Genomic DNA, 21,564 nt, shown 5'->3' with positions numbered 1-21,564 from the left:
CACGCATGCCGATCGCGTTCTGGTGTGTCCTGCTGGCGGGGCTGATGCCCGTTTTGACAGTCGCGATTGCCAAGGCCGGAAGCGGCCGTCGCGGCTTTGACAACCACGATCCTCGCGCGTGGCTGGAAAAACAGAGCGGGCGGGCGCGGCGCGCCGACATGGCGCACCGCAACCACTTCGAGGCCTTTCCGTTCTTCGCCGCAGCCGTGTTGTCCGCGTCGTACCTCGCGGCACCGCAGGCACGCATCGACGAACTGGCGATGTTCTTCATCGTCATCCGCATTGCCTATACCATCTGCTACCTGACCGACCGGGCCACGCTGCGTACGCTGTGCTGGACGATCGGCATGCTGACCGTCATCGGCATCTTCCTGCTGCCGGTGTTTGTTCACTGACTGTTCCCTCACAACCCTAGCACCATGCCGCGCGCCCTCCGCCATATCGCCATCGTCGGCGCGCTGCTCGCATCGAGCGCCTCCGCCTGGGCAGCCCCTACCAACTACACGGTGGACCCCGTCCACACGAGCGTGTACTTCGGCGCCAGCCACTACGACCGCACGACCGTACGGGGCCGTTTCGCCAAGATCGACGGCCGGATCGTCTACGACCCGCAGACCGGTGCCGGATCCATTGATTTCACGGTCGACACCGATTCCCTCGACACCGGCAATCGCAGCCTGGATGGCGTGCTGCGATCCGAGCAATTCTTCGATGTGCAGTCGTTCCCCGTGGCACGGTTCCAGGCCAACCGGTTTGTGGTCGAGGCAGGCAAGCTGACTGCCGTGGAAGGGACGTTGTCGTTGCACGGCATCTCGCAGCCGTTTCGGCTCGAAGCCAATCGCTTCAGTTGCGGCCAGACGGTGCTGTTCGGCATCCGGCGAGATGTCTGCGGCGGCGATTTCCGAGGTAGCCTGTCGCGCAGCGCTTTTGGCATGACCCGTTTTCTGCCCGAAGTGGGCGACATCGTCACATTGCAGATCGCCATAGAGGCTGCGCCGTCCGGCGCCGCGCCCTGAGCCAGCAATTCCTCCGTCGATGACGACCCGGCATCACCTTTAAACGCAAAATCTTCCGTAGAATCAGCGCCTTGCCGATTTACATCCTGCCGCGTTCGAAGTATGCGGTACTGGTCCGACGCGAGCCAAGATGAGCCTGATTTCTCCCAACGACGTCGTCGCGGCGTCGCTTTCTGCTGCGGGTGCCTGCCTGGCCCTGAGCATTCCCGCCAATTTCCTGCGTCGCTTCCCGCTGTGGGCATTCAAGACCTACGGCCGTGGCGCGATATTGCTGCCATTGCTCTCGGCGATGGTCGGCATGCTGCTGGCACGCATCGCACTGGCTGGCCAGATCAATAGCGATGGCGGCCTGGCGCTGGTAGCGGCGGCAGCGTTCCTGGTGCTTTTGTTTGTCTCCGCGCTGCTGCGCTTCTGGCTCGGCGACTACCGCAAGTCCTGAACAAGCGCGCGCCACCGCACGCCAGCCATCCGGTTTTCCATCGCGGCGCCACGCGGATCACGTATGATGCGGCCTTTCGCGTGTCCCCCACCCTGGGGCGGCACGCGCTGCATTCCGTTCCCATGGCGCTCAAATCCACGATCTTCAAGGCCGAATTGTCCGTATCGGACATGGACCGGCCGTACTACGGCAGCCACGCGCTGACCATCGCCCAGCATCCGTCCGAGAACGACGCGCGCATGATGGTGCGCCTGCTGGCCTTTGCCTGCGAAGCGTCCGAAACCCTCGCCTTTACGCGCGGCCTGGACGAGCCGGACGAGCCCGACCTCTGGGACAAAACGCTGACGGGCGATATCGAGCACTGGATCGAACTGGGTCAGCCCGACGAGAGCCGCCTCAAGCGCGCTGCCGCCCGTGCCGACCGCGTGACCGTCTATACCTATCAGAGCGCCAGCGCCCGCGAATGGTGGAAGGGCATGGCGGGCAAGGCCAGCAAGCTGCGCAACGTGACCGTCTACAATGTGCCATCGGAAGCCGTGGATGCGCTGGCGCAGATGGCCCAGCGCGCCATGCGGCTGTCCGTGACGATCCAGGATGGCGATATCTGGGTCAGCGACGACGACCATAATGTGCAGTTGACGCGCGACGTGCTGCAACGCGCCGACTGACACCCCTCAGCAACCAGAAAAGGAAGAACGCGATGCAAACCACTCCCTCCGGCCTGCAGTACGAAGATACCGTCGTTGGCTCGGGCGACGAAGCCAAGGCAGGCACGCACGTGACCGTGCACTACACCGGCTGGCTGTACGAGAACGGCCAGGCCGGCAACAAGTTCGATTCGAGCAAGGACCGCAACGACCCGTTCATCTTCCCGCTGGGCGCCGGCCATGTGATCCGCGGCTGGGACGAAGGCGTGCAAGGCATGAAGGTTGGCGGTACGCGCCGCCTGGTGATCCCGGCCGAGCTGGGCTACGGCGCACGCGGCGCCGGCGGCGTAATCCCGCCGAACGCCACGCTGCTGTTCGAAGTGGAACTGCTGGGCGTCTAAGCCCCCTGCTCTTCCGCAACCATGAAAAACGGACGCCAAGGCGTCCGTTTTTCGTTGAGGGCTGAGAGCGCTGATCGGGATCAGAACCCAATCGCCGCATTGCCCACGTCGACCCGCACCTTGTCGCGGTCCAGCAGCCGCCCCGCATGACGCGCGAAGTCCTGTGCCCATTCGGCATTGCCCGCGAAGCGGGCCTCGCCCGAAAACTTGGCCACGTTAAGGATCTTGTCGATCACAAGCACCTTGCCCACCGGGCTAGATGCCTGGCAGTCAAGTTCGGCGTACTCACGGTCGAACCAGCGCCACGCGGCGTCCTCGGTCACCGCCGACAACTCGGCGTCTCCCAGCGTGAATTCAAATTCCTTGCCGCTGCCAAATACCACGGTCAGGGTGCGCGCCATCTTGGGTTCTCCGAAGTTCAGTGACTGTTCCACGAGGTTAGGGTGCCTATTGTAGTGACTTGGCACCCGGTCAGGGCGCCCGCTCCGATCAAGCCTGCGCCGCCGACCGTTGCCTGCTGCACACACCCCACCAACAAACCGTTGTTTGCTTGCGACGTGTCAATGCGCTTTGGATTATTCTTTCACCCATGGCCATCACCAGACAGGATCTCGAAGCGGACAGGCTGCGCACGACGCTGTGCAGCTCACCGGTCGCGTCGTCCCTGCTGTCCGATGCCGATGTGGAGCGCTCGCTTCATCAGGCGCTGTCGCAGCGCCCTGAACAGCCCGGCCTCGACGGCGATGTCTGGGTATTCGGCTACGGCTCGCTGATCTGGAATCCGATGATCGTGCATACGGAAAGCCGCCTGGCCACCGTCCACGGCTATCATCGCGGCTTCTACCTGTACTCCAAGATCAATCGCGGCACATGGGATCACCCAGGTCTCGTGCTCGGCCTCGACCGGGGCGGCTGCTGCACCGGCATGATTTTTCGCGTTCCGGCGCATGTCGTGGAACAGGAGTTCCGCGTGCTGTGGCGTCGCGAGATGATGACCGGCGCGTATCACCCGCGCTGGCTGCGCGTGAAACTCGATACCAATCCGGAAGCGCCTGCCCAACGCGCCCTGGCGTTTGTGATGAACCGCGAGCACGCAAGCTACGCGGGCCGCCTGCCAGATGCACGCGTGGTGGCCTGCCTGCAGCACGCCTGCGGACTTTATGGCCCGGCGCGCGACTACCTCCATCAGACCCTGCTCGGCCTCGCCACACACGGTGTGGAAGATCCCTACCTTGGCCGGCTGTGGCGCCAGCTCCAGGCTAGCGACGCTGCGGAGGCCGCTGCCGATTCATGCCCGGTTGCCACGCCGCTCGCCGTGTCGGCCTCGGCAGCCACGTGCCCCGGTGACGCCATCGCGGCCAGCACGCATCCACACGAAACCGTCTGATCGTCCTCCACATTCACCACCATGACGCGCTTCCAGACACGGTCCCGACGCCAGGCACTTGCCGAGTTGATCGGCCTGACGGGATTGCTGGTGACAGGGGGATTGCTGGCGGGCCAGGGCAGCCAGACACTGGCCCGCTCGATGAGCGGCGCACGCGACGCGTCGTCACCCTCCCCTGCTTCCCGCCCCCCCACCGGCAGCCCGATCTCGCCGCCGCGCGGTGAGGGCATGACCGCGCTGGACCGAAACCTGATCACGGCCGCCGGTATCGGCGACCTTGACCTCGTCATGCGCCTGCTCAACGCCGGCGCATCGACCCGCGCCGCTGACGAACGCGGTCGCTCCGCGCTACTGGCCGCGCTCTACAACCGGCGCGACGATGTGGCACGCGCGCTCATCCTGGCAGGCGCCGACGTGAACCAGAAGGATATGGAATCGAACAGCGCCTTCCTGTTGGCCGCCGCCACCAATCAACTCGACGCGCTGCGGCTGGCGCTGTCACATGGCGCGGACGTGCGCAGCACCGATCGCTACGATGGCACCGCACTGATTGCCGCGAGCCAGCACGGCAACGTGGAAGGCGTGAAACTGCTATTGAAAGCGGGAGTGCCCGTAGACCGCGTGAACCAGCTTGGCTGGACCGCGCTGCTCGAAGCCGTGATCCTGGGCGATGGCAGCGCGCGCTACGAAGAGATCGTGCAACTGCTGCTGGATGCGGGTGCCGACGCCAATCTGGCCGACCGCGAAGGCATCACGCCGTCACGGCACGCGAGGGAGCGGGGGTACAAGACGATGGTGAAGATGCTGATGCGGGCGCGGGGGCATTGAGCCTGCGCTCTCCCGACTGTTTTGGCTCCCCTCTCCCGCGTGCGGGAGAGGGGAGAAAACCCGAGGCAGGGTCAAACCCCTACGCCGCAGCCCCCTGCTTCGCATTCTCCGATTCCTGCAACGCGCGCCACATCACCTTGCCTGTGCCCGACTTCGGCAGTGCGTCGACAAACTCCACTACGCGCGGATACTTGTAGGCGGCCATGTTTTCCTTGGCCCATTCGATGATGTCGTCGGGCGAGGTCTTGCCCTTGGCGTCGGCGCGCAGCACCACCACGGCCTTCACCGTCTCGCCGCGATACGCATCGCGGGTGCCGATGATGCACGCTTCCTGCACGGCCGGATGCTTGTACAGCAGGTTCTCCACCTCGGCCGGCCAGACCTTGAAGCCCGACGCATTGATCATGCGCTTGAGGCGGTCGGTGATGAAGTAGTAGCCTTCCTCGTCCATCCGGCCCAGGTCGCCCGTGCGGAAATAGGTCTGGCCTTCGAATTCGATGAAGGCATCGCGAGTGGCGTCTTCCTTGCGCCAGTAGCCCTTGAATACCTGAGGGCCGCGCACGATGATCTCGCCCACCTCGTTCGGCGGCAATTCCTCGAGCGTCACCGGGTCCACGATGCGGGCATCGGTGTTGAATGTCGGCATGCCCAGGCACTGCAGCTTGGCGCGCTCTGACGGATTGCTGTGCGTCGGCGCCATCGTTTCCGACAGGCCATAGCCTTCCAGGTAGCTCAGGCCGAACTGCGTCTTCAGCCGCTCGGCCACGGCCTGCGGCATGGCCGCGCCGCCGCCGCCGATGTAGCGCAGGCTGCCAAGGTCGAACGATGCCAGGTTCGGGCTGCCCAGGAAGTCGATGACCATGGTCGGGATGTTGGTCCAGTGCGTGACCCGGTAGCGCGAAATCAGGCGGCCGGCCACCTCGCGATCCCAGCGCGGCAGCATCACGACCGTGGCGCCCGAGTAGATCGGGCCGTTCATGCCGTACTGCATGCCCGTCACATGGAACAGCGGGAGCACGGAAAGAAGCACCGATTCGGCGCCGCTACCCGACCATGTCGATCCGCCCACCACGTTGTGCATGACGGAGCGGTGCGTGTGGATGCAGCCTTTGGGGAAGCCCGTGGTCCCCGAGGTATAGGGCATCACGGCCATGTCGTCGGGGCCTGCTGTATGCGGGCCGGGCTGCAACGCGGCGCCGAGCGCCTCGGTCCACGCCGTGGCCATAGCCGGCAGCGGATGCTGGGCGGTCAGCCACGCGGGCGGGGCATCCTCGGGAAATTCATGGGAAGGCGGCAGCGCATCGGCGTACTGCGTCACCAGCAGATGCTTGAGCCGCTCTGCGGCCGGCAACTCGCCGTCGGCCTGCATGACCCCGGCGGCCAGATCCGCCGTGCAGATGGCGACAGAGGCTTGCGCATCGGTCACGTAGTGCTTGAACTCTTCGGACCGGTTCATCGGGTTGACCGGCACCACCACGGCATCTGCGCGCAGGATCGCGTAGTAGCTGATGATGAACTGCGGGCAGTTCTGCATGTACAGCAGCACGCGATCGCCCTTCTTCACGCCTGCCTTCTGCTGCAGCCAGCCGGCCAGCGCTGTGGCCTGCTCCTGCAGCGCGCGGAACGTGATGGCATTGCCGAAATACCGGATCGCCGCCTTGTCCGCAAAACGATGGGCCGAGACTTCGAGGTTGTACCAGAGCGAGGTCTCCGGCAGCACGATCTCGGTCGGCGCACGCTTGGGCCAGAACTGGAAATGCGGACGGGCGGGCTTGGTGGTCATGGTGTCTCCTGCGGACGGTCTTGGTGACCGGTTTTTCGAATTCGCATGGGGCGCAAGGCGGGCCTTGCGCAGCAGTCAAACAATATAACTGAACGACCGTTCTATTTTCAACCGGAGGTTTTCCCGCCTATAGGAGGGGGCTGCAAGGGTGCCCGGTTGCAATCTGCGGCGTCGCCCTCACAATGGGAAGATCCGGCCATGTTTTTGGCCCATCCGATTTCCGAGGTGCAGAACATGAGCGACGTCACCCTGCAGAATTTTGAAGCCGAAGTCATCAACAGCCCCGTGCCGGTGCTGGTCGATTTCTGGGCACCGTGGTGTGGTCCGTGCCGCACACTTGGACCGATGCTGGAAAAGCTGGAAGCCGAAGGCGCCGGCCAATGGAAGCTCGTGAAGGTTAACGTCGACGAGAACCAGCAACTGGCGGCCCACTTCGGCGTACGCAGCATTCCGCACGTCGTCGCGTTCGCGGGCGGGCAGGCGGTGAACCAGTTTGTTGGCGTGTTGCCGGAATCGCAACTGCGCGATTTCATCGGCACGCTGGGACCGGACGAAAGCGTGCTGGCCCTGCAGCATGCGCGCGAGCTGACGGCAGCAAACCAGCGTGACGAAGCCACTGCGGCATGGCAGGCCGTGCTGGCAGCCGATGCAGAGAACGACGCGGCGCGACTCGAATTCATCAGTTTCCTGCTCGATGGCAACGCACTGGACGCCGCCGAAGCCGAGTTCGGCCAGCTCACCCCGCGCGCGCCGCAGGAGGATGGTTACGCCGCGCTGCAAACCCGGCTTGATGCGATGAAGGAGGCGATGGCCGGCCTGAACGACCTGCCCGATGGCGCCGATCTCAAGGCCCAGGTGGCATCCGAGCCGGCCAACCTCGGCGTCCGGCTGGAACTCGCCAAGATCCTGATCGCACGTCGCGAATACGAACCTGCGCTGGAACAACTGATGGAAATCGTTCGCCGCGACCGCAGCTTCGAAGACGACATCGGCCGCAAGACGATGCTGTCTGTCTTCGACCTGATGGCGACGGAAGCACCCGCCGTGGTGTCGAAATGGCGGCGGCAGTTGGCGACGGCGTTGAATTAACACTCGCCGTCTGCGGGTGTTGTTCCCCTCTCCCTCTGGGAGAGGGGAGAAAACCAAAGCGAGGATTAAGCGGCCCCTGCCTCCACCAACGAAAACCCGTTCGCCTTCATATGTTCGACCATCATCGTGTCCATCGACTTCACATGATTGTCGAACCACGCTGACAGTTCACCCACCAGCCGGCGGCCCAGATCGAGGCCGCCCTTGCCCGATCCTTCGGGATCTTCCTGTTCTTCGGCAATCTTGTTGCGCACCGCTTCGCAGACCTGCAGCACACCCTTGTGCTCGTTGGCGTGGCAGAAACGCGGGCCGAAATCCATTGCCTCCATCCATTGCTCTTCCTGCTCGAAATGATGGCGCGTGTGGTCGATCCAGGCGTCGAACGCAGCCAGGAAGCCCGCGTCGTCCGCCTTGACGGCTACATCCAGTAGCTGCAGGAACTCGGCGTGCGTGGCATCAGTGACGGGCTCGCCAAGCCGCAGTGCGTCGGGCAAGCCTTCCGAGGAAAGCCCTTCGTAGGGATTGGAGGAAGGATGGAGGGAATCTTGTGCTGGGGAAGCGGACATGGCGACTGGTCGCTTTTTCTTTGAGATAGGCGGAAAGGATACCGATTTCCCCGCGAGCCGATCTGATTTTGCGCAAAGCCCGGTATGCTTGGCCTTCATGCTTTCCTGCAGGCCACCGATATGCCACGACTGATATTCTTCTGCGGACACGCCGGCACCGGCAAGACCTCGCTCTCGCATCGGCTGATCGGGCCGCTGATGCAGGTCACCGGCGAACCGTTCTGTCTCCTCGACAAGGACACGCTCTACGGTAACTACAGCGCCGCGGCAATGCGCGCCATTACCGGCGACCCCAACGACCGCGACAGCCCGGCCTACCTCGATAACCTGCGTGATCCCGAATACGAGGGCCTGCTCGATACCGCGCGGGAGAATTTGATGCTCGGCATCAGCGTGATCGTGATCGGACCGCTATCGCGGGAAATCCGCGCACACCAGTTGATCGATCCGCAATGGCTGCGCGTGCCTGACGGTACGCGGACGCGCATTGTCTGGGTGCATCTGCCCGAGGACGAGGCTCACGCGCGCATTATCCAGCGTGGCAATCCCAACGATGCGTACAAGCTCACGCACTGGGACGCGTATCGCAAGCGCCGCTTCTCGCCAGATCCGGGCGAGTATCCCGAACTAATCTTCTTCGACAATCAGGCACCCGGCCAAGCCGAGGTGGACCAGTTGATCCGTACACTGGCGGCCTAGTTCTCGGCGGCAATCGTCCCGATCACGGCCGAGGCTGCGACGAAGCCGAACACGGCGGTCACCGCCACCGACGATCCGAAGCCCGCGCAGGCCAGTCCTTGCGGCGCCTGACGCGGCGCGGGCGGCACCTCGTCGATTTCGCACGCCTGCTGCTCGGGTTCGGGGTATTTCAATGGCTCGTCCGAATAGACGGCCTGGATGCCAAATTTCTTTTTCGGATCGCGCGGAAAATTCCACTGCTTGCGCAGGTTGCCGCGCACTTTCGCGAGCAGCGGATCCTGAATGGTGCGAGACAGATCCTCGATACCGACGCGCGTGGGGTCGAGCTGACCACCCGCCCCGCCACACGTAATGACCCGAACACCGGCGCCGCGCGCCCAGCCGAGGATGGCGGTCTTTACCTTGACCGCGTCGATGGCGTCGATCACGTAGTCGAAGCCCGAGAGCAATTCGGCCACGTTGTCTTCCGTCACGAAGTCATCGATGGCCGTGACCCGGCAACGCGGATTGATCGCGACGATGCGCTCGGCCATCGCTTCCACCTTGGCGCGGCCATAGGCATCGCCCAGCGCGTGAATCTGGCGATTGGTGTTCGACGGAGCAATGTGATCGAGATCGATCAGTGTGATGTGGCCCACCGCGTTGCGCGCCAGCGCCTCGGCGGCCCAACTGCCCACGCCGCCGATGCCGATGACACACACCCTGGCCTGCTCCAGCCGGATCAGCCCGGCCGTCCCGTACAGGCGCGCGACGCCGCCAAAACGACGGTGATAGTCGTCATCGGCAACGGATTCATGGGTAAGGGAGTCGGGCAGGTGATGCGCTGCCACAGGCGTGGAGTTCGCGGTCATGACGATCAATGTTTGTGCTGCCGGCATTCTAAGCCAGCCGCCGCCATGGCATCGGCGCCAAAAATAGGCTTTCGGGCGACCGCAATGTCAGCCGACCGCCGACAACTCCGCCGGACACGGCTCCCTACAATATCCATGTAGTGGTTTATCCGCCGCATGGCTGCACAAACGGAGCCACAAAACGGAGCGTTTCCCATGCCCGCCTCGCGTCGACGCAAGATCATTTTCTGGAGTGCTTTCACGCCGCTGGCGCTGATCGCCATTCTCATCATCGTCATCCTGACCTTTGACTGGAACCGGCTCAAACCGTGGCTCAACGACAAGGTATCTGAATCCATCGGCCGTCCCTTCGCGATCAACGGCGACCTCGTGGTCACGTGGAAACGCGCGCAGGGCGAGACCGGCTGGCGCACTTTCGTGCCGTGGCCCCGCCTCTCGGCACGGGACATCACGGTGGGCAACCCCGACTGGGCTCGCGCACCCAACATGGGCACCATCCGCGAACTGATCTTCATTCTGCGCCCGCTGCCGCTGCTGGCCCATGAAATCAACGTGCCGACCATCGTCGTGGACAGCCCGGCCGTCTGGCTCGAACGACTCGCCGACAAACGCAATAACTGGACCTTCGATACCCGCAAGGAGACCGATTCCGGCCAATCGAAATGGCACCTCGACATTGGCGAGGTCGTACTCCAGCGCGGCAATCTCGCGCTAAGCGATGCAGCCGAAAAGATCGAACTGCAGGCCACGCTCGATACCGTGGGCGACCAGGCGCTTTACGACAAGGCTCGCGATGGTGCGCTGATGCCATCGGACGCTTCGGCAGTGGCGGCTTCGCAGGGCGATGCCGCATCGGACGCCAAAGCCGCGGACAACAAGCAGGACAAGGACACCAAGGACGCGAAGGACAACGAGCGCTACGGCATCCGCTGGAAGGCAGTGGGCCATTACAACAAGGCCACGATCAACGCCACCGGCAAGGCCGGCACGGTGCTGAGCCTGCGCGATGTGAACACGCCCTACCCTGTGCAGGCCGATGTGCGCGTAGGTGCCACGCGCGCGGTGATCGAAGGCACGGTCACCAACCCGGCCCACCTCGGCGCGCTCGACGTGAACCTGCGGCTATCGGGCGACAACATGGCATCGCTGTATCCGCTCACCGGCATCGTGTTGCCTTCCACGCCACCCTACGACACGCGTGGCCGGCTGGTGGCCACGCTGAAGAAAGGCGCCTCGACGTACACCTATCGTGACTTCACCGGCAAGGTAGGTAGCAGCGATCTGGGCGGCACGCTGACCTTCGCGCAACGCTCGCCGCGTCCGTTGTTGTCGGGCGAACTGGTATCGAAACAACTGCTGTTCGCCGATCTCGCGCCGCTGATTGGCGCCGATGCCAAACCGGGCCAGGCCGCCAAGGAAAGCCCGGTCAAGCAGCCGCCGAACAAGGCGCTGCCTGTGGCGCCGTTCCGCACCGAGCGTTGGGACGAGATCGATGCCGACGTGAAATTCACAGGCAAACGCATCGTCCGCGACGAGGACCTGCCCATCACGGACCTGACCACGCATCTGAAGCTGACTGACGGCGTGCTTTTGCTCGATCCCCTGAACTTCGGCATGGCCGGCGGCAACCTCGTCTCGACGATCAAGCTCGACGGCAAGCGCGAGCCGATGACCGCGATGCTCGACATGACCGCGCGGCACCTGAAGCTCAAGCAACTGTTCCCGAAGGTGGAGAGCACCCGCGCGAGCGTGGGTGAGGTGAACGGCAGCGCCAAGCTGTCGGCCACGGGTAACTCGGTGGCGGCCCTGCTGGGCACATCGAACGGCGAGGCCAAGCTGCTGGTGGAGAACGGCACGGTCAGCAAGTTCATCCTCGAAGCGGTAGGTCTTAACGTGGGCAGCGTAGTGATCTCCAAGCTGTTCGGCGACAAGCCCGTGCAGATCAATTGCGGCGTCAGTGCATTCGGCGTCAAGGACGGTGTGGCGCGCGTTCAGACATTCGTGCTCGATACGCAGGATGCGGTGATCAACGTCGATGGCGGCATCAATTTCAAGGACGAGCAACTCGCGCTGACCATCCACCCGGATTCCAAGGGGCTGCGGATCATCTCGCTGCGCTCGCCGCTTTACGTAGGCGGCACGTTCAAGAATCCGTCGGTCAGCCCCAACATCGCGATCCTGGCCCTGCGCGCCGGCGGCGCGCTGGCACTCGCTCTGACCGCGCCGGTGGCGATGGTGATCCCACTACTCGATATCTCGCCCGGCGGCGACGAAAGCCAGTGCGGCAAGCTCCTGGCGGAACTCAAGAAGCGGCCTACGGCACCGCCACCGGGCAAGACGTATCAAGGCCCCAACGTGAAGGGCCAGCAGGCCGGCCCAGCGGTGCCGGAATCGCCGACGAAGTCCGACGCCGCGCGTGGGGAGGCAGGCCCGGCGCCGACCAAGCCGAGGATTCCGGCGCCGTCGGTACAGAGTCCGAACCGGCCGGAGAATGATCGGCAGCTGTATCAGGGGGGTTGAGGACTTCCTCTCTCGCCGGTTTGCTCCCCTCTCCCGCTCGCGGGAGAGGGGCGGGGGAGAGGGTCAGCGGTGCAAATTGCGACTCGTCGGCAAGCAGACCCTCAGGCCCTCTCCCCCAACCCCTCTCCCACTTTGTGGGAGAGGGGAGCCCACATACCACTGTTGCAAATCCGCACCTCCCCCTTCACCGATGTTGTGCATCGCGTCGATGCGGTCGCATAATCATCCCAGCCATTGACTAATCAAGCATTTAAGCAACAGTGGCGTGCATCGCCGCCTTTGCCGGGTTCCAGTCCGGCCTTGGTGCTTTGTCAGGTGCGGCTTCGGCCGCATCCATTTTTTCTTCTTCGCGCGTCTTCTCGCCCGGATCGGAGACATTGCCGGCGGCGCGATCCACTATTCCTGCCCCCGCGCCCCATGACGTTGCCTCACGCTGCCGTCCCGCCGATCACATGGCTGATCGCGTTGACGGTGTGCAATCACGTGGCATTCAATGCCAGCCGTGTCGTCGTTTCCCTCTTTGCCATTTCGCTCAAGGCGTCGACGGTGACGCTGGGCATCCTGATGTCGCTCTACGCGCTGTTGCCGATGTTCCTGGCGATCCGCGCGGGCAAGCGCATCGACGAGATCGGTCCCCGGCTGCCGATGATGGCCGGTTCGCTGATGGTCGTGGGCGGTACGCTGCTGCCGGCGGTCTGGCCGGACATCGCCGCGCTGTACGCCGCCTGCGCGCTGATCGGCGTGGGCTTCATGCTGGTGCAGGTGGCCATGCAGTTGCTGATCGGACAGGTATCAACCAACGAGACCCGGCTGCGCAACTACACCTGGCATGCGCTGGGCCTGTCGATCTCGGGCACGCTCGGCCCGGTTGCCATGGGTTACACCATCGAGCATGCGGGCTTCCGCCCGGCTTTCTGCCTGCTGGTGGTGGTGGCGCTCGCCGGAGTGATCGGGTTGCAGCGCGTGCGGCATCGCCTGCCCGCCACGGGCGGCAACGCGGGACGCCTCGCCATCGAGGACGGCTCGCGCCGCTCCACGCTGGACCTGCTCCAGTATCCCGAACTGCGCGCGGTATTCGTCGCCAGCGCCGTGCTCTCCGCCGCGTGGGATCTGCACGCGTTCCTGATTCCGATTCAAGGCACGCGCATCGGTCTTTCTCCATCGATGATCGGCTGGGTGCTCGGCGCCTTTTCGCTGGCCACGCTGGCGATTCGTGTGGCGATGCCAATGGTGTCGCGGCACTTCTCCGAATGGAAGATCATCCGGCTGGCTTTGCTCGTGGGGGGCCTGGCCTACCTTGTCTATCCCTTCGTGGCGCATTTCTGGCTGATGTGCGCGCTGGCTTTTGTGCTGGGGCTCGCGCTCGGCAGCGCCCAGCCCAACGTCATGAACATCCTCCACACCGTGTCGCCATCGGGCCGTGCCGGCGAAGCGCTCGGGCTGCGCTCGGCCGTGCTCAATACCAGCCAGGTAGTGTGGCCACTCACGTTCGGCGTGGTGGGCACCGCGCTGGGCATGCTGCCGATCTTCCTGTCGATGGCAGGGGCGATGGGCGTGGCGAACTATTACTCGCGCAGGCAGACGCGCAAGATCGGTGCAACGCCTGCCCTGAAGGATTCACCAGCGGACTCGTAAATCGTCCATTTTTGCTTGCGGCAACGCAAATGCGCTCCCCGGCGCATTCGCTATACTCGAAGCATCTGCGCGCGTGATTCCGCGCGCGCGCCTGACCCTTCAAGCCGCGACATGACCCAACTCGCCGACCTGCGCCGCAACTACATGCTGAGCGCACTTTCAGAATCCGACGTAGCCGCTGACCCCATCCGCCAGTTCCAGAGCTGGTTCGACGAGGCGATGCAATCCAAGCTCCCCGAACCCAACGCGATGACGCTTGCCACGGTGGCCAGCGACGGCCAGCCGTCCGCGCGCATCGTGCTGCTCAAGGGCATGGACGAGCACGGATTCACGTTCTTCACGAACTACGAAAGCCGCAAGGGGCTGGACCTCGGGGCCAATCCGCGCGCGGCACTGCTATTCCATTGGGTACAGCTCGAACGGCAGGTGCGCGTGGAGGGCATCGTCGAGAAAGTGGCCGATGCCGAAAGCGACGCCTATTACGCCTCGCGCCCGCTGGGCTCCCGCCTGGGCGCCTGGGCCTCCGAGCAAAGCCGCGAAGTCTCGGGCCGCGACGTACTCGAAGCGCGCGAAGCCGATTTCCGCACCAAGTACGGCGAGAACCCGCCGCGTCCCCCGCACTGGGGCGGCTATCGGGTCAGCCCAACTTGGATGGAATTCTGGCAGGGTCGCCCTTCACGACTGCACGACCGCATTGGCTATCGCAAGCAGGCCGACGGCAGCTGGCAGATCGTGCGTCTCTCGCCTTGAGCCACGACCGAGCGCAAATGTCTGCCTGACCTGACAGGCACTGACGGTGCGGGACGCGCACTGCACAATCCGGGGATTTGGCGTAAAGTTTTCTGTGCCGCCGCATCGGCCATGCATCGATGCGGCCCCCAAGGCCAGCGCTGCGGCATCCACGCAGTAAGCGCAGCCGACCGTGGGGCATTTCATTTCGAGAGGAATCACGAACCAATCGGGAGAAAGCCGCATGTTCTTCAAACAAGCCCTGGAAAAGCAGCTCGATAGCTGGATCTCCGACGTGCGGGAGCACGCCAACCTGCCAGTCAGGCTCCGCCTGTGGAACGGCAGTGAATACCAGCTTGGCCATTTCGAAAAGCCGGACGTCACGCTGACCGTGCGCGAGGCATCCGCCCTGCCCCTACTGCTCGTACCAAGCCTTGATAATCTTGGCGAAGCCTATGTCCAGGAGAAGATCGACCTGGACGGCCGGCTGGCCGACATCATCAAGGTGGGCTATGGCCTTTCTGCCGCGGCCGCCCGCCGGGCAGGCGGCATGCTCGCCCGGGTGGCCGACCACTTCACGCATACCAAGGAAGAAGACAAGGCGTCGATCCAGTACCACTACGACGTCTCCAACGCGTTCTACCAGCTCTGGCTCGATCCGCGCATGGTCTACTCGTGTGCGTACTTCGAGGATGGCACCGAGGACCTGGCCACTGCGCAGCTCAAGAAGATCGACCATATCCTGACCAAGGTGCAGTTGCAGCCGGGCCAGACGCTGCTCGACATCGGCTGCGGCTGGGGCGCGCTGGTCATCCGCGCAGCGGAGAAATTCGGCGCGCGCTGCGTGGGCATCACGCTGAGCCAGAACCAGTTCGACATGGCCACCGAGCGCGTGAAGGCGGCGGGGCTGCAGGACCGTATCGAGATCCGGCTGCAGGACTATCGCGACACGCAGGGGCAGTTCGACCGCATCACCAGCGTCGGCATGTTCGAGCATGTGGGCAAGGAGAACCTGCCCGGCTACTTCGGCCGTATCCGCGACCTGCTCAAGGATGACGGCGTGGCGCTGAATCACGGCATCACGTCTCCCGATGCCGACAGCGGCGAAGTGCCAATGGACGGGTCCGCCTTCATGGACCGCTACGTCTTTCCGCAAGGCGAGTTGCCCCATATCGGCATGGTGCTGACCACGGCCCAGAAGGGCGGGCTCGAAGCCTTCGATGTGGAACTGCTGCGCCGCCACTACGCGCAGACGTTGCGGCATTGGGCCGAGAACTTCGAGAGCAATGCGGAGACCATCCGGGCCATGGTCGGCGAGAAGAAATACCGCATCTGGCGCATCTACCTGGCAGGCTGCGCACACGCCTTCACCACCGGCAAGATGTCGATCTACCAGGTCATCTGCCAGAAGGCGGATCGCCCCGCCGATACGTTCCCGGTCTCGCGGCGCTATATTTACGCTTCTCCGATCGGAACCAGCAGCTGAGATTGACCCCTAACCTCGACCTGTTCGGCGATGCACCTGCGTCGCCGGATACCGCCTCCACGCCCACACCCGTCAAGAAGCAAGCCGTCGGCAAGGTCGTCCAGCCATGGACGCACGACCCCGCCCTGAACGCGCTCGCCGCGGGGCTGCCGTCGAACCTGTATTTCGGTACGTCGTCGTGGTCGTACCCAGGCTGGCACGGCATGGTCTACGACGGCGAGTACACGGAAAGCCTGCTGTCGCGCAAGGGCCTGGAAGCCTGCGGCCAGCATCCGCTGTTGCGCGCCGCCGGTATCGATCGCGGCTTCTATGGTCCCATTCCGATTACCGATTACCTGCGGTACGCAGCGCAGGTGCCTGAGCACTTCCGCTTCCTGGTAAAGGCACCGGCCAGCGTTTGCGATGCCTGGCTGCGCGGCCCCGACGGCGCGGGACGCCTGGCCAATGCCGCATTTCTCGACGCGGAAATCGCCATTCGCGACTTTATCGAGCCGGCCACAACGGGACTCGGCGCGCGTTGTGGTCCCCTGCTGTTCCAGCTTTCGCCTTTGCAGAGTCTTGCCGACGATGGCCCGGCGCTATTCGCGCGACTCGAAGCATTCCTTGCCGCGCTGCCGCCGCTCGAACCAACGCTGACGCCAAACGCCTGCTATGCCGTGGAAATGCGCGACGCGACCCTGCTGACGCCGCGCTACATCCGCCTGCTGCGCGATCACGGCGTGCGCTTCTGCCTGGCCGCGGGGGATCGTCTGCCTTCCGTGCCCCGGCAGGCGCAAGCCCAGGCGCTGATGGACGATGGCGCGCCCGGACCACTCGTCCTGCGCTGGATGCTGCGCGAAGGCCGGTCCTATGCGATGGCCGAGAAAGCCTTCTCCCCCTTCGACAAGCTTGCGGACCCGGACACGGAGACGCGCAATGCCATCGCCGATGTAGTGGTCCGCACGCTGCAGGCCGGGCAGCCCGCCTACGTCATCGTGAGCAACAATGCCGAAGGCTGCGCGCCACTCAGTATCGTTGGGCTGGCCACAGCGATTGCCGACAGGCTCGGCACCGCATAGGACATCGGAATCACATAGAACATCTGCCGGTAAGGTCACCCCGGAGCCCATGTCCGATGTCCGCTACAATTGGGCCTTCCGCAGTCGCACGGTTTTTGTGCGGCAGGCCACCGAAGTTGCCGCCCCCGCGGATTAGCTTGTGCGTGTTGAATGCGCGCCGGCCAACCCGATATGAAGATCATGGATTTGTGTGGAGCCCGAGAGATGGGCATGCCAGAGGCCGACGCCCCCGTTACGGGCCGCACGGCCACCGCTCCCGATTTCGACAGCCAGCATTTCAAGCGTGCGCTGTCGCAGTTCGCCACCGGCGTGACGGTGATTACCACCCGCGCGGCCGGCCATCCGTATGCCAACGGCGCGCCGTTCATCGGTATTACCGCCAGTTCGTTCAACTCGGTATCGATGTCGCCGCCGCTCGTGCTGTGGAGCATGGCCCACCGCGCCAACAGCCTGCCGATGTTCCGCGACGGTTCGCACTACATCATCAATGTGCTGGCGGCGTCGCAACTGGACCTGTGCCAACGCTTTGCCACGCTCAAGGGCGATCGCTTTGCCGGCGTGGACTATCGCCTGTCCGAAACCGGACTGCCCATCCTCGGCAGCGCGCTGGCGTGGTTCGAATGCCACAATCGCAGCCGTTATGACGAAGGCGACCACACGATTTTCGTCGGCGAAGTGGAGCGTTGCGGCATTCTGGATGCTGGCGGCGATCCGCTGGTGTTCCAGGGCGCGCAATTCTCCACGCTCTGCCCGCTCTGCCCGACTGACCGCTAGTTGCCGACCGCTAGTTACTTTCCTTGAGGATCGCCAACGGCGATCCATCGGTCTTGATCCGCTGCAGCACGATGTTGGAGCGGATATCCATGACCCCCGGCGTACGGTACAGCCGGTTCACGATGAAATCCGAATAGTGCTTCAGGTTGCGCGCCTGAACGCGCAGGATGTAGTTGCTATCCCCCGTAATCACATAGGCTGTCAGCACTTCCGGCCACGTCTGCACTACGGCATTGAACGTGTCGTGCCATCCCTCCACATCGTGCCGCATCGACACCTGCACGATGGCCTCGATCTCCAGCCCTAGCTGCTCCGCATCGAACCACGCGTTGTAGCCGCCAATCACCCCGCTCTCTTCCAGCAACCGCACCCGCCGCAGACAGGCCGAGGGTGATAGCGCCACGCGGTCGGCGAGGTCCTGGTTGCTGATGCGTCCGTTCTCCTGCAGCGCGGTCAGGATGCGCAAATCGGTTGGATCGAGGGTCATTTCGCAGAATCCACTGTTTTTTGTGCCATTCGCACAATTCTATGCGAAACAACCGCGCTTCGACGCCCCATTTCGCAAGCCTCTTCTCGCGGGTTTTGACTATGATCCCTGCACGCACCGCGTCTTTAGAAACGCCCCCGAGACAACGCCCCAATGCCGAACGCCCCCATAGTCCACACGGATTCCCGCCGCCTCTGGGACATCACGCCCCCGGTCTCGAACGCCACGCCGGTCTGGCCTGGCGACACGCCGTTCCGTCATGAGCCTGCGTGGCAACTCGACGAGCACTGCCCAGTCAACGTGGGCAAGATCACGATGTCGCCGCACACGGGCGCGCACGCCGATGCCCCGCTGCACTACGCGGCAGACGGTGCACCGATTGGCGAGGTGCCGCTCGACGCCTACCTCGGCCCTTGCCGCGTGATCCACTGCATCGGCGCCGCGCCGCGTGTGGAGCCGCAACATATCGACCATGCTTTGAGCGACGTGCCACCGCGCGTGCTGTTGCGCACGTACCAGACCGCGCCGCTGGGCGCCTGGGATTCCGCGTTCTGCGCCGTAGCGCCCGAGACCATCGCGCTGCTCGCCAGCCGTGGCGTGAAGCTGATCGGCATCGACACGCCGTCGCTGGACCCCGAAACCTCCAAGACCATGGATGCGCACCACGCCGTGCGCGACCATCGGCTCGCCATTCTCGAAGGCATCGTGCTGGATGACGTGCCCGCTGGCGACTACGAACTCATCGCCTTGCCACTACGACTGGCAACGCTCGACGCCAGCCCGGTACGTGCCGTGCTGCGCGCGCTTTGAACAACCTCCTACCCTCCTGCAAGCAGAATTCGATATGACAACCCTGACGCATACACGCTGCGAGGCGATGGACCGGGACGACCCGCTCCGCGCACTCCGTGAACAGTTCGCCCTGCCCGAAGGCGTGATCTACCTCGATGGCAACTCGCTCGGCGCACGTCCGCGCGCCGCCGCCGCGCGTGCTTCGGAAGTGGTCAATCAGGAGTGGGGCAACGGCCTGATTCGCAGCTGGAACACGGCCGGCTGGTTCGACCTGCCGCAGCGGCTGGGCAACCTGCTGGCGCCGTTGATCGGTGCCGGGCATGACGAGGTGGTGGTCACCGACACCACGTCGATCAACCTGTTCAAGGTGCTCACTGCCGCCGTGCGCGTGCAGCAACAGCGCGATCCGGCACGCCGCGTGATCGTGTCCGAAGCCAGCAATTTCCCAACCGATCTCTACATCGCCCAGGGCCTGGCCGACCTGCTGCAGCAAGGCTACGAAGTCCGGCTCGTCAACAGCCCCAGCGAGATCGACGCCGCCGTAGGCGCCGACACCGCCGTGCTGATGCTCACGCACGTCAACTACAAGACCGGCGAGATGCTCGACATGGCCGGCCTGACCGAACTCGCGCACGCACGCGGCGCGCTGACGGTCTGGGATCTGGCTCACTCGGCTGGCGCCGTGCCCGTGTCGCTGAACGCGGCCCGGGCCGACTATGCGATCGGCTGCACGTACAAGTACCTGAACGGCGGTCCGGGCTCGCCGGCATTCGTCTGGGTATCACCGTCGCTGCGCGACCAGTTCTGGCAGCCGCTGTCGGGCTGGTGGGGCCACCGCGCACCGTTCGCGATGTCGCCGCAGTACGTGCCGGCCAATGGCATCGACCGTTTCCTCTGCGGCACGCAGCCAGTCACGTCGCTGGCGATGGTCGAATGCGGCCTCGACATCTTCGCGCAGACCAGCATGACCGCCCTGCGCGCGAAATCGCTGAAGCTGACCGATCTGTTTATCGAACTCGTGGAAGCCCGCTGCGGACACCATCCGCTGACGCTCGTCACGCCACGCGAACACGCAAAGCGCGGCAGCCAGGTCAGCTTCGCGCACCCGGACGGTTATGCACTGGTGGCCGCGCTGATCGAACGTGGCGTCATTGGCGACTACCGCGAACCGGGCATCGCACGCTTCGGCTTTACGCCGCTGTACACGAGCTTCACCGAAGTCTGGGACGCCGTGGAGATCCTGCGCGACGTGCTCGATAGTCGCGTGTACCGCGACGCGCGCTTTGCCGTGCGGACCGCAGTGACCTGAGCGGAGCAGATCATGAGCGAATTCAAGGGATGTCCGATGGGACACGGCGCCGCCCCTGCGGCAGGCGCCGATGCAGAGGGCTGGCATGGCGCGCAGATGGATTTCGCGCGCGACATGAGCTACGGCGACTACCTGGGTCTCGACCAGATCTTGTCGGCCCAGCACCCACTCTCGCCCGACCATAACGAGATGCTGTTCATCGTCCAGCACCAGACCACCGAACTGTGGATGAAGCTGATGCTGCACGAATTGCGCGCGGCGCGCGAATCCGTGAAGACAGACCAGTTGCAACCTGCGTTCAAGATGCTGGCACGCGTCTCGCGCATCATGGATCAACTCGTGCAAGCCTGGAACGTGCTGGCCACGATGACCCCGCCCGAGTACTCCGCAATGCGGCCTTACCTGGGTGCGTCGTCCGGTTTCCAGTCGTACCAGTACCGCGAGATCGAGTTCATCCTCGGCAACAAGAATGCCGCGATGCTGCGCCCCCATGCGCATCGTCCCGAGCATATGAAGCTGGTGGAAACGGCACTGCAAACCCCGTCGATGTATGACGAGGCGATTCGCCTGATGGCACGTCGCGGCTTTGCGATCGACGCCAACGTGGTGGAGCGCGACTGGACCGAGCCGCTGGCCTACAACGAATCGGTCGAGGCCGCGTGGCTTGAGATCTATCGGAATCCGTCAGCACACTGGGACCTGTACGAACTCGGCGAAAAGTTTGTCGACCTCGAAGACGCCTTCCGCCAATGGCGCTTCCGCCATGTCACAACGGTGGAACGCGTGATCGGCTTCAAACGCGGCACCGGCGGCACCGAAGGCGTGAGCTACCTGCGCAGGATGCTGGACGTGGTGCTGTTTCCGGAGTTGTGGAAGTTGCGGACGGATTTGTAGGTCTGTCTCTCCCTCTTGTTTTCTCCCCTCTCCCGCTTGCGGGAGAGGGGTTGGGGGTGAGGGCCAGCGGCTCTGTTTGCCGACCGAGTCGCAATTTGCACGGCTTGCCCTCACCCCCGCCCCTCTCCCAGAGGGAGAGGGGAGAAAACAATGGGAAGACCGGACCTTACCGCC

Annotated in this window: 24 protein-coding genes; 18 read left to right on the top strand and 6 right to left on the bottom strand. The window is 64.1% G+C overall.

Annotated features, from left to right (window positions below; genetic code table 11):
* Positions 1-5 precede the first annotated feature (5 nt).
* From ABDB81_RS01175 to ABDB81_RS01155, 5 genes are all read left to right on the top strand, one after another.
* Positions 6-395: an MAPEG family protein gene (locus tag ABDB81_RS01175; RefSeq protein WP_160473284.1), complete on the top strand. Its 390-nt coding sequence runs from the start codon at positions 6-8 to the stop codon at positions 393-395.
* Between the two features lie 24 nt (positions 396-419).
* A complete protein-coding gene (locus ABDB81_RS01170) occupies positions 420-1,016 on the top strand; it encodes a YceI family protein (RefSeq protein ID WP_137925709.1) in 597 nt (198 codons plus the stop codon).
* Between the two features lie 130 nt (positions 1,017-1,146).
* Complete coding sequence (locus ABDB81_RS01165) at positions 1,147-1,455, top strand: hypothetical protein (RefSeq protein WP_346809433.1); 309 nt, start codon at positions 1,147-1,149, stop codon at positions 1,453-1,455.
* 122 nt (positions 1,456-1,577) lie between these two features.
* Positions 1,578-2,123, top strand: a complete 546-nt coding sequence (locus ABDB81_RS01160) for a YaeQ family protein (protein ID WP_137925707.1) — start codon at positions 1,578-1,580, stop codon at positions 2,121-2,123.
* 32 nt (positions 2,124-2,155) lie between these two features.
* The gene (locus ABDB81_RS01155) at positions 2,156-2,503 is read left to right on the top strand and encodes an FKBP-type peptidyl-prolyl cis-trans isomerase (RefSeq protein WP_137925706.1); all 348 of its coding nucleotides are present in this window, start codon (positions 2,156-2,158) and stop codon (positions 2,501-2,503) included.
* Positions 2,504-2,583: 80 nt separating this feature from the next.
* Here the strand turns inward: ABDB81_RS01155 and ABDB81_RS01150 are convergent, their stop codons facing one another.
* Positions 2,584-2,904, bottom strand: coding sequence for a hypothetical protein (locus ABDB81_RS01150; protein WP_137925705.1), 321 nt, complete (start codon positions 2,902-2,904; stop codon positions 2,584-2,586).
* A 188-nt stretch (positions 2,905-3,092) separates the two neighbouring features.
* Between ABDB81_RS01150 and ABDB81_RS01145 the strand changes: the two genes are divergently transcribed.
* Both ABDB81_RS01145 and ABDB81_RS01140 read left to right on the top strand, forming a co-directional pair.
* A complete protein-coding gene (locus ABDB81_RS01145; protein WP_346809432.1) occupies positions 3,093-3,890 on the top strand; it encodes a gamma-glutamylcyclotransferase in 798 nt (265 codons plus the stop codon).
* Between the two features lie 21 nt (positions 3,891-3,911).
* Complete coding sequence (locus ABDB81_RS01140; protein WP_346809430.1) at positions 3,912-4,718, top strand: ankyrin repeat domain-containing protein; 807 nt, start codon at positions 3,912-3,914, stop codon at positions 4,716-4,718.
* 79 nt (positions 4,719-4,797) lie between these two features.
* Here the strand turns inward: ABDB81_RS01140 and ABDB81_RS01135 are convergent, their stop codons facing one another.
* The gene (locus tag ABDB81_RS01135; RefSeq protein WP_137925170.1) at positions 4,798-6,501 is read right to left on the bottom strand and encodes a long-chain fatty acid--CoA ligase; all 1,704 of its coding nucleotides are present in this window, start codon (positions 6,499-6,501) and stop codon (positions 4,798-4,800) included.
* 234 nt (positions 6,502-6,735) lie between these two features.
* Between ABDB81_RS01135 and trxA the strand changes: the two genes are divergently transcribed.
* Positions 6,736-7,590, top strand: a complete 855-nt coding sequence (gene trxA / locus ABDB81_RS01130; RefSeq protein ID WP_137925169.1) for a thioredoxin — start codon at positions 6,736-6,738, stop codon at positions 7,588-7,590.
* 65 nt (positions 7,591-7,655) lie between these two features.
* Here the strand turns inward: trxA and ABDB81_RS01125 are convergent, their stop codons facing one another.
* Positions 7,656-8,156, bottom strand: coding sequence for a bacteriohemerythrin (locus ABDB81_RS01125; RefSeq protein WP_137925168.1), 501 nt, complete (start codon positions 8,154-8,156; stop codon positions 7,656-7,658).
* A 120-nt stretch (positions 8,157-8,276) separates the two neighbouring features.
* On the opposite strand from ABDB81_RS01125, the gene ABDB81_RS01120 reads away from it, so the two are divergent.
* Entirely contained in the window at positions 8,277-8,855 is a 579-nt protein-coding gene (locus ABDB81_RS01120; RefSeq protein WP_137925167.1) for an ATP-binding protein, read from the top strand.
* On the opposite strand, the gene tcdA is transcribed toward ABDB81_RS01120, so the two are convergent.
* Positions 8,852-9,706, bottom strand: a complete 855-nt coding sequence (gene tcdA / locus ABDB81_RS01115) for a tRNA cyclic N6-threonylcarbamoyladenosine(37) synthase TcdA (protein WP_346809429.1) — start codon at positions 9,704-9,706, stop codon at positions 8,852-8,854. The two genes, ABDB81_RS01120 and tcdA, sit on opposite strands and share 4 nt — an antisense overlap.
* A gap of 195 nt (positions 9,707-9,901) precedes the next feature.
* On the opposite strand from tcdA, the gene ABDB81_RS01110 reads away from it, so the two are divergent.
* Positions 9,902-12,226, top strand: coding sequence for an AsmA family protein (locus tag ABDB81_RS01110; protein WP_346809428.1), 2,325 nt, complete (start codon positions 9,902-9,904; stop codon positions 12,224-12,226).
* A 250-nt stretch (positions 12,227-12,476) separates the two neighbouring features.
* Here the strand turns inward: ABDB81_RS01110 and ABDB81_RS01105 are convergent, their stop codons facing one another.
* Positions 12,477-12,623: a hypothetical protein gene (locus ABDB81_RS01105; RefSeq protein WP_171020400.1), complete on the bottom strand. Its 147-nt coding sequence runs from the start codon at positions 12,621-12,623 to the stop codon at positions 12,477-12,479.
* Between the two features lie 20 nt (positions 12,624-12,643).
* On the opposite strand from ABDB81_RS01105, the gene ABDB81_RS01100 reads away from it, so the two are divergent.
* From ABDB81_RS01100 to ABDB81_RS01080, 5 genes are all read left to right on the top strand, one after another.
* A complete protein-coding gene (locus tag ABDB81_RS01100) occupies positions 12,644-13,861 on the top strand; it encodes an MFS transporter (RefSeq protein WP_160472827.1) in 1,218 nt (405 codons plus the stop codon).
* 111 nt (positions 13,862-13,972) lie between these two features.
* Complete coding sequence (gene pdxH / locus ABDB81_RS01095) at positions 13,973-14,611, top strand: pyridoxamine 5'-phosphate oxidase (RefSeq protein WP_137925163.1); 639 nt, start codon at positions 13,973-13,975, stop codon at positions 14,609-14,611.
* 223 nt (positions 14,612-14,834) lie between these two features.
* Positions 14,835-16,076: a cyclopropane-fatty-acyl-phospholipid synthase family protein gene (locus ABDB81_RS01090; RefSeq protein WP_137925162.1), complete on the top strand. Its 1,242-nt coding sequence runs from the start codon at positions 14,835-14,837 to the stop codon at positions 16,074-16,076.
* 2 nt (positions 16,077-16,078) lie between these two features.
* Positions 16,079-17,134 (top strand): DUF72 domain-containing protein, encoded by a 1,056-nt coding sequence (locus ABDB81_RS01085; RefSeq protein ID WP_346809425.1) that lies wholly within the window; start codon positions 16,079-16,081, stop codon positions 17,132-17,134.
* A 204-nt stretch (positions 17,135-17,338) separates the two neighbouring features.
* Positions 17,339-17,908: a flavin reductase family protein gene (locus tag ABDB81_RS01080; protein WP_137925160.1), complete on the top strand. Its 570-nt coding sequence runs from the start codon at positions 17,339-17,341 to the stop codon at positions 17,906-17,908.
* 10 nt (positions 17,909-17,918) lie between these two features.
* Here the strand turns inward: ABDB81_RS01080 and ABDB81_RS01075 are convergent, their stop codons facing one another.
* Complete coding sequence (locus ABDB81_RS01075; RefSeq protein WP_137925159.1) at positions 17,919-18,395, bottom strand: Lrp/AsnC family transcriptional regulator; 477 nt, start codon at positions 18,393-18,395, stop codon at positions 17,919-17,921.
* A gap of 153 nt (positions 18,396-18,548) precedes the next feature.
* Between ABDB81_RS01075 and kynB the strand changes: the two genes are divergently transcribed.
* From kynB to kynA, 3 genes are read left to right on the top strand one after another with little or no spacing between them, the layout of a single operon-like run.
* Positions 18,549-19,205 (top strand): arylformamidase, encoded by a 657-nt coding sequence (kynB, locus tag ABDB81_RS01070; RefSeq protein WP_346809423.1) that lies wholly within the window; start codon positions 18,549-18,551, stop codon positions 19,203-19,205.
* A 34-nt stretch (positions 19,206-19,239) separates the two neighbouring features.
* A complete protein-coding gene (kynU, locus tag ABDB81_RS01065; RefSeq protein WP_346809422.1) occupies positions 19,240-20,496 on the top strand; it encodes a kynureninase in 1,257 nt (418 codons plus the stop codon).
* Between the two features lie 12 nt (positions 20,497-20,508).
* On the top strand, positions 20,509-21,390 hold the full coding sequence (gene kynA, locus ABDB81_RS01060; protein ID WP_137925156.1) for a tryptophan 2,3-dioxygenase: 882 nt from the start codon (positions 20,509-20,511) through the stop codon (positions 21,388-21,390).
* The last annotated feature ends 174 nt before the right edge of the window (positions 21,391-21,564 follow it).

This window comes from Cupriavidus sp. DL-D2 (assembly GCF_039710735.1).
In the GTDB taxonomy this organism is placed as follows: domain Bacteria; phylum Pseudomonadota; class Gammaproteobacteria; order Burkholderiales; family Burkholderiaceae; genus Cupriavidus.
Note: the sequence above shows the minus strand (reverse complement) of the source record. Positions and strands in the feature narration are given on the sequence as shown.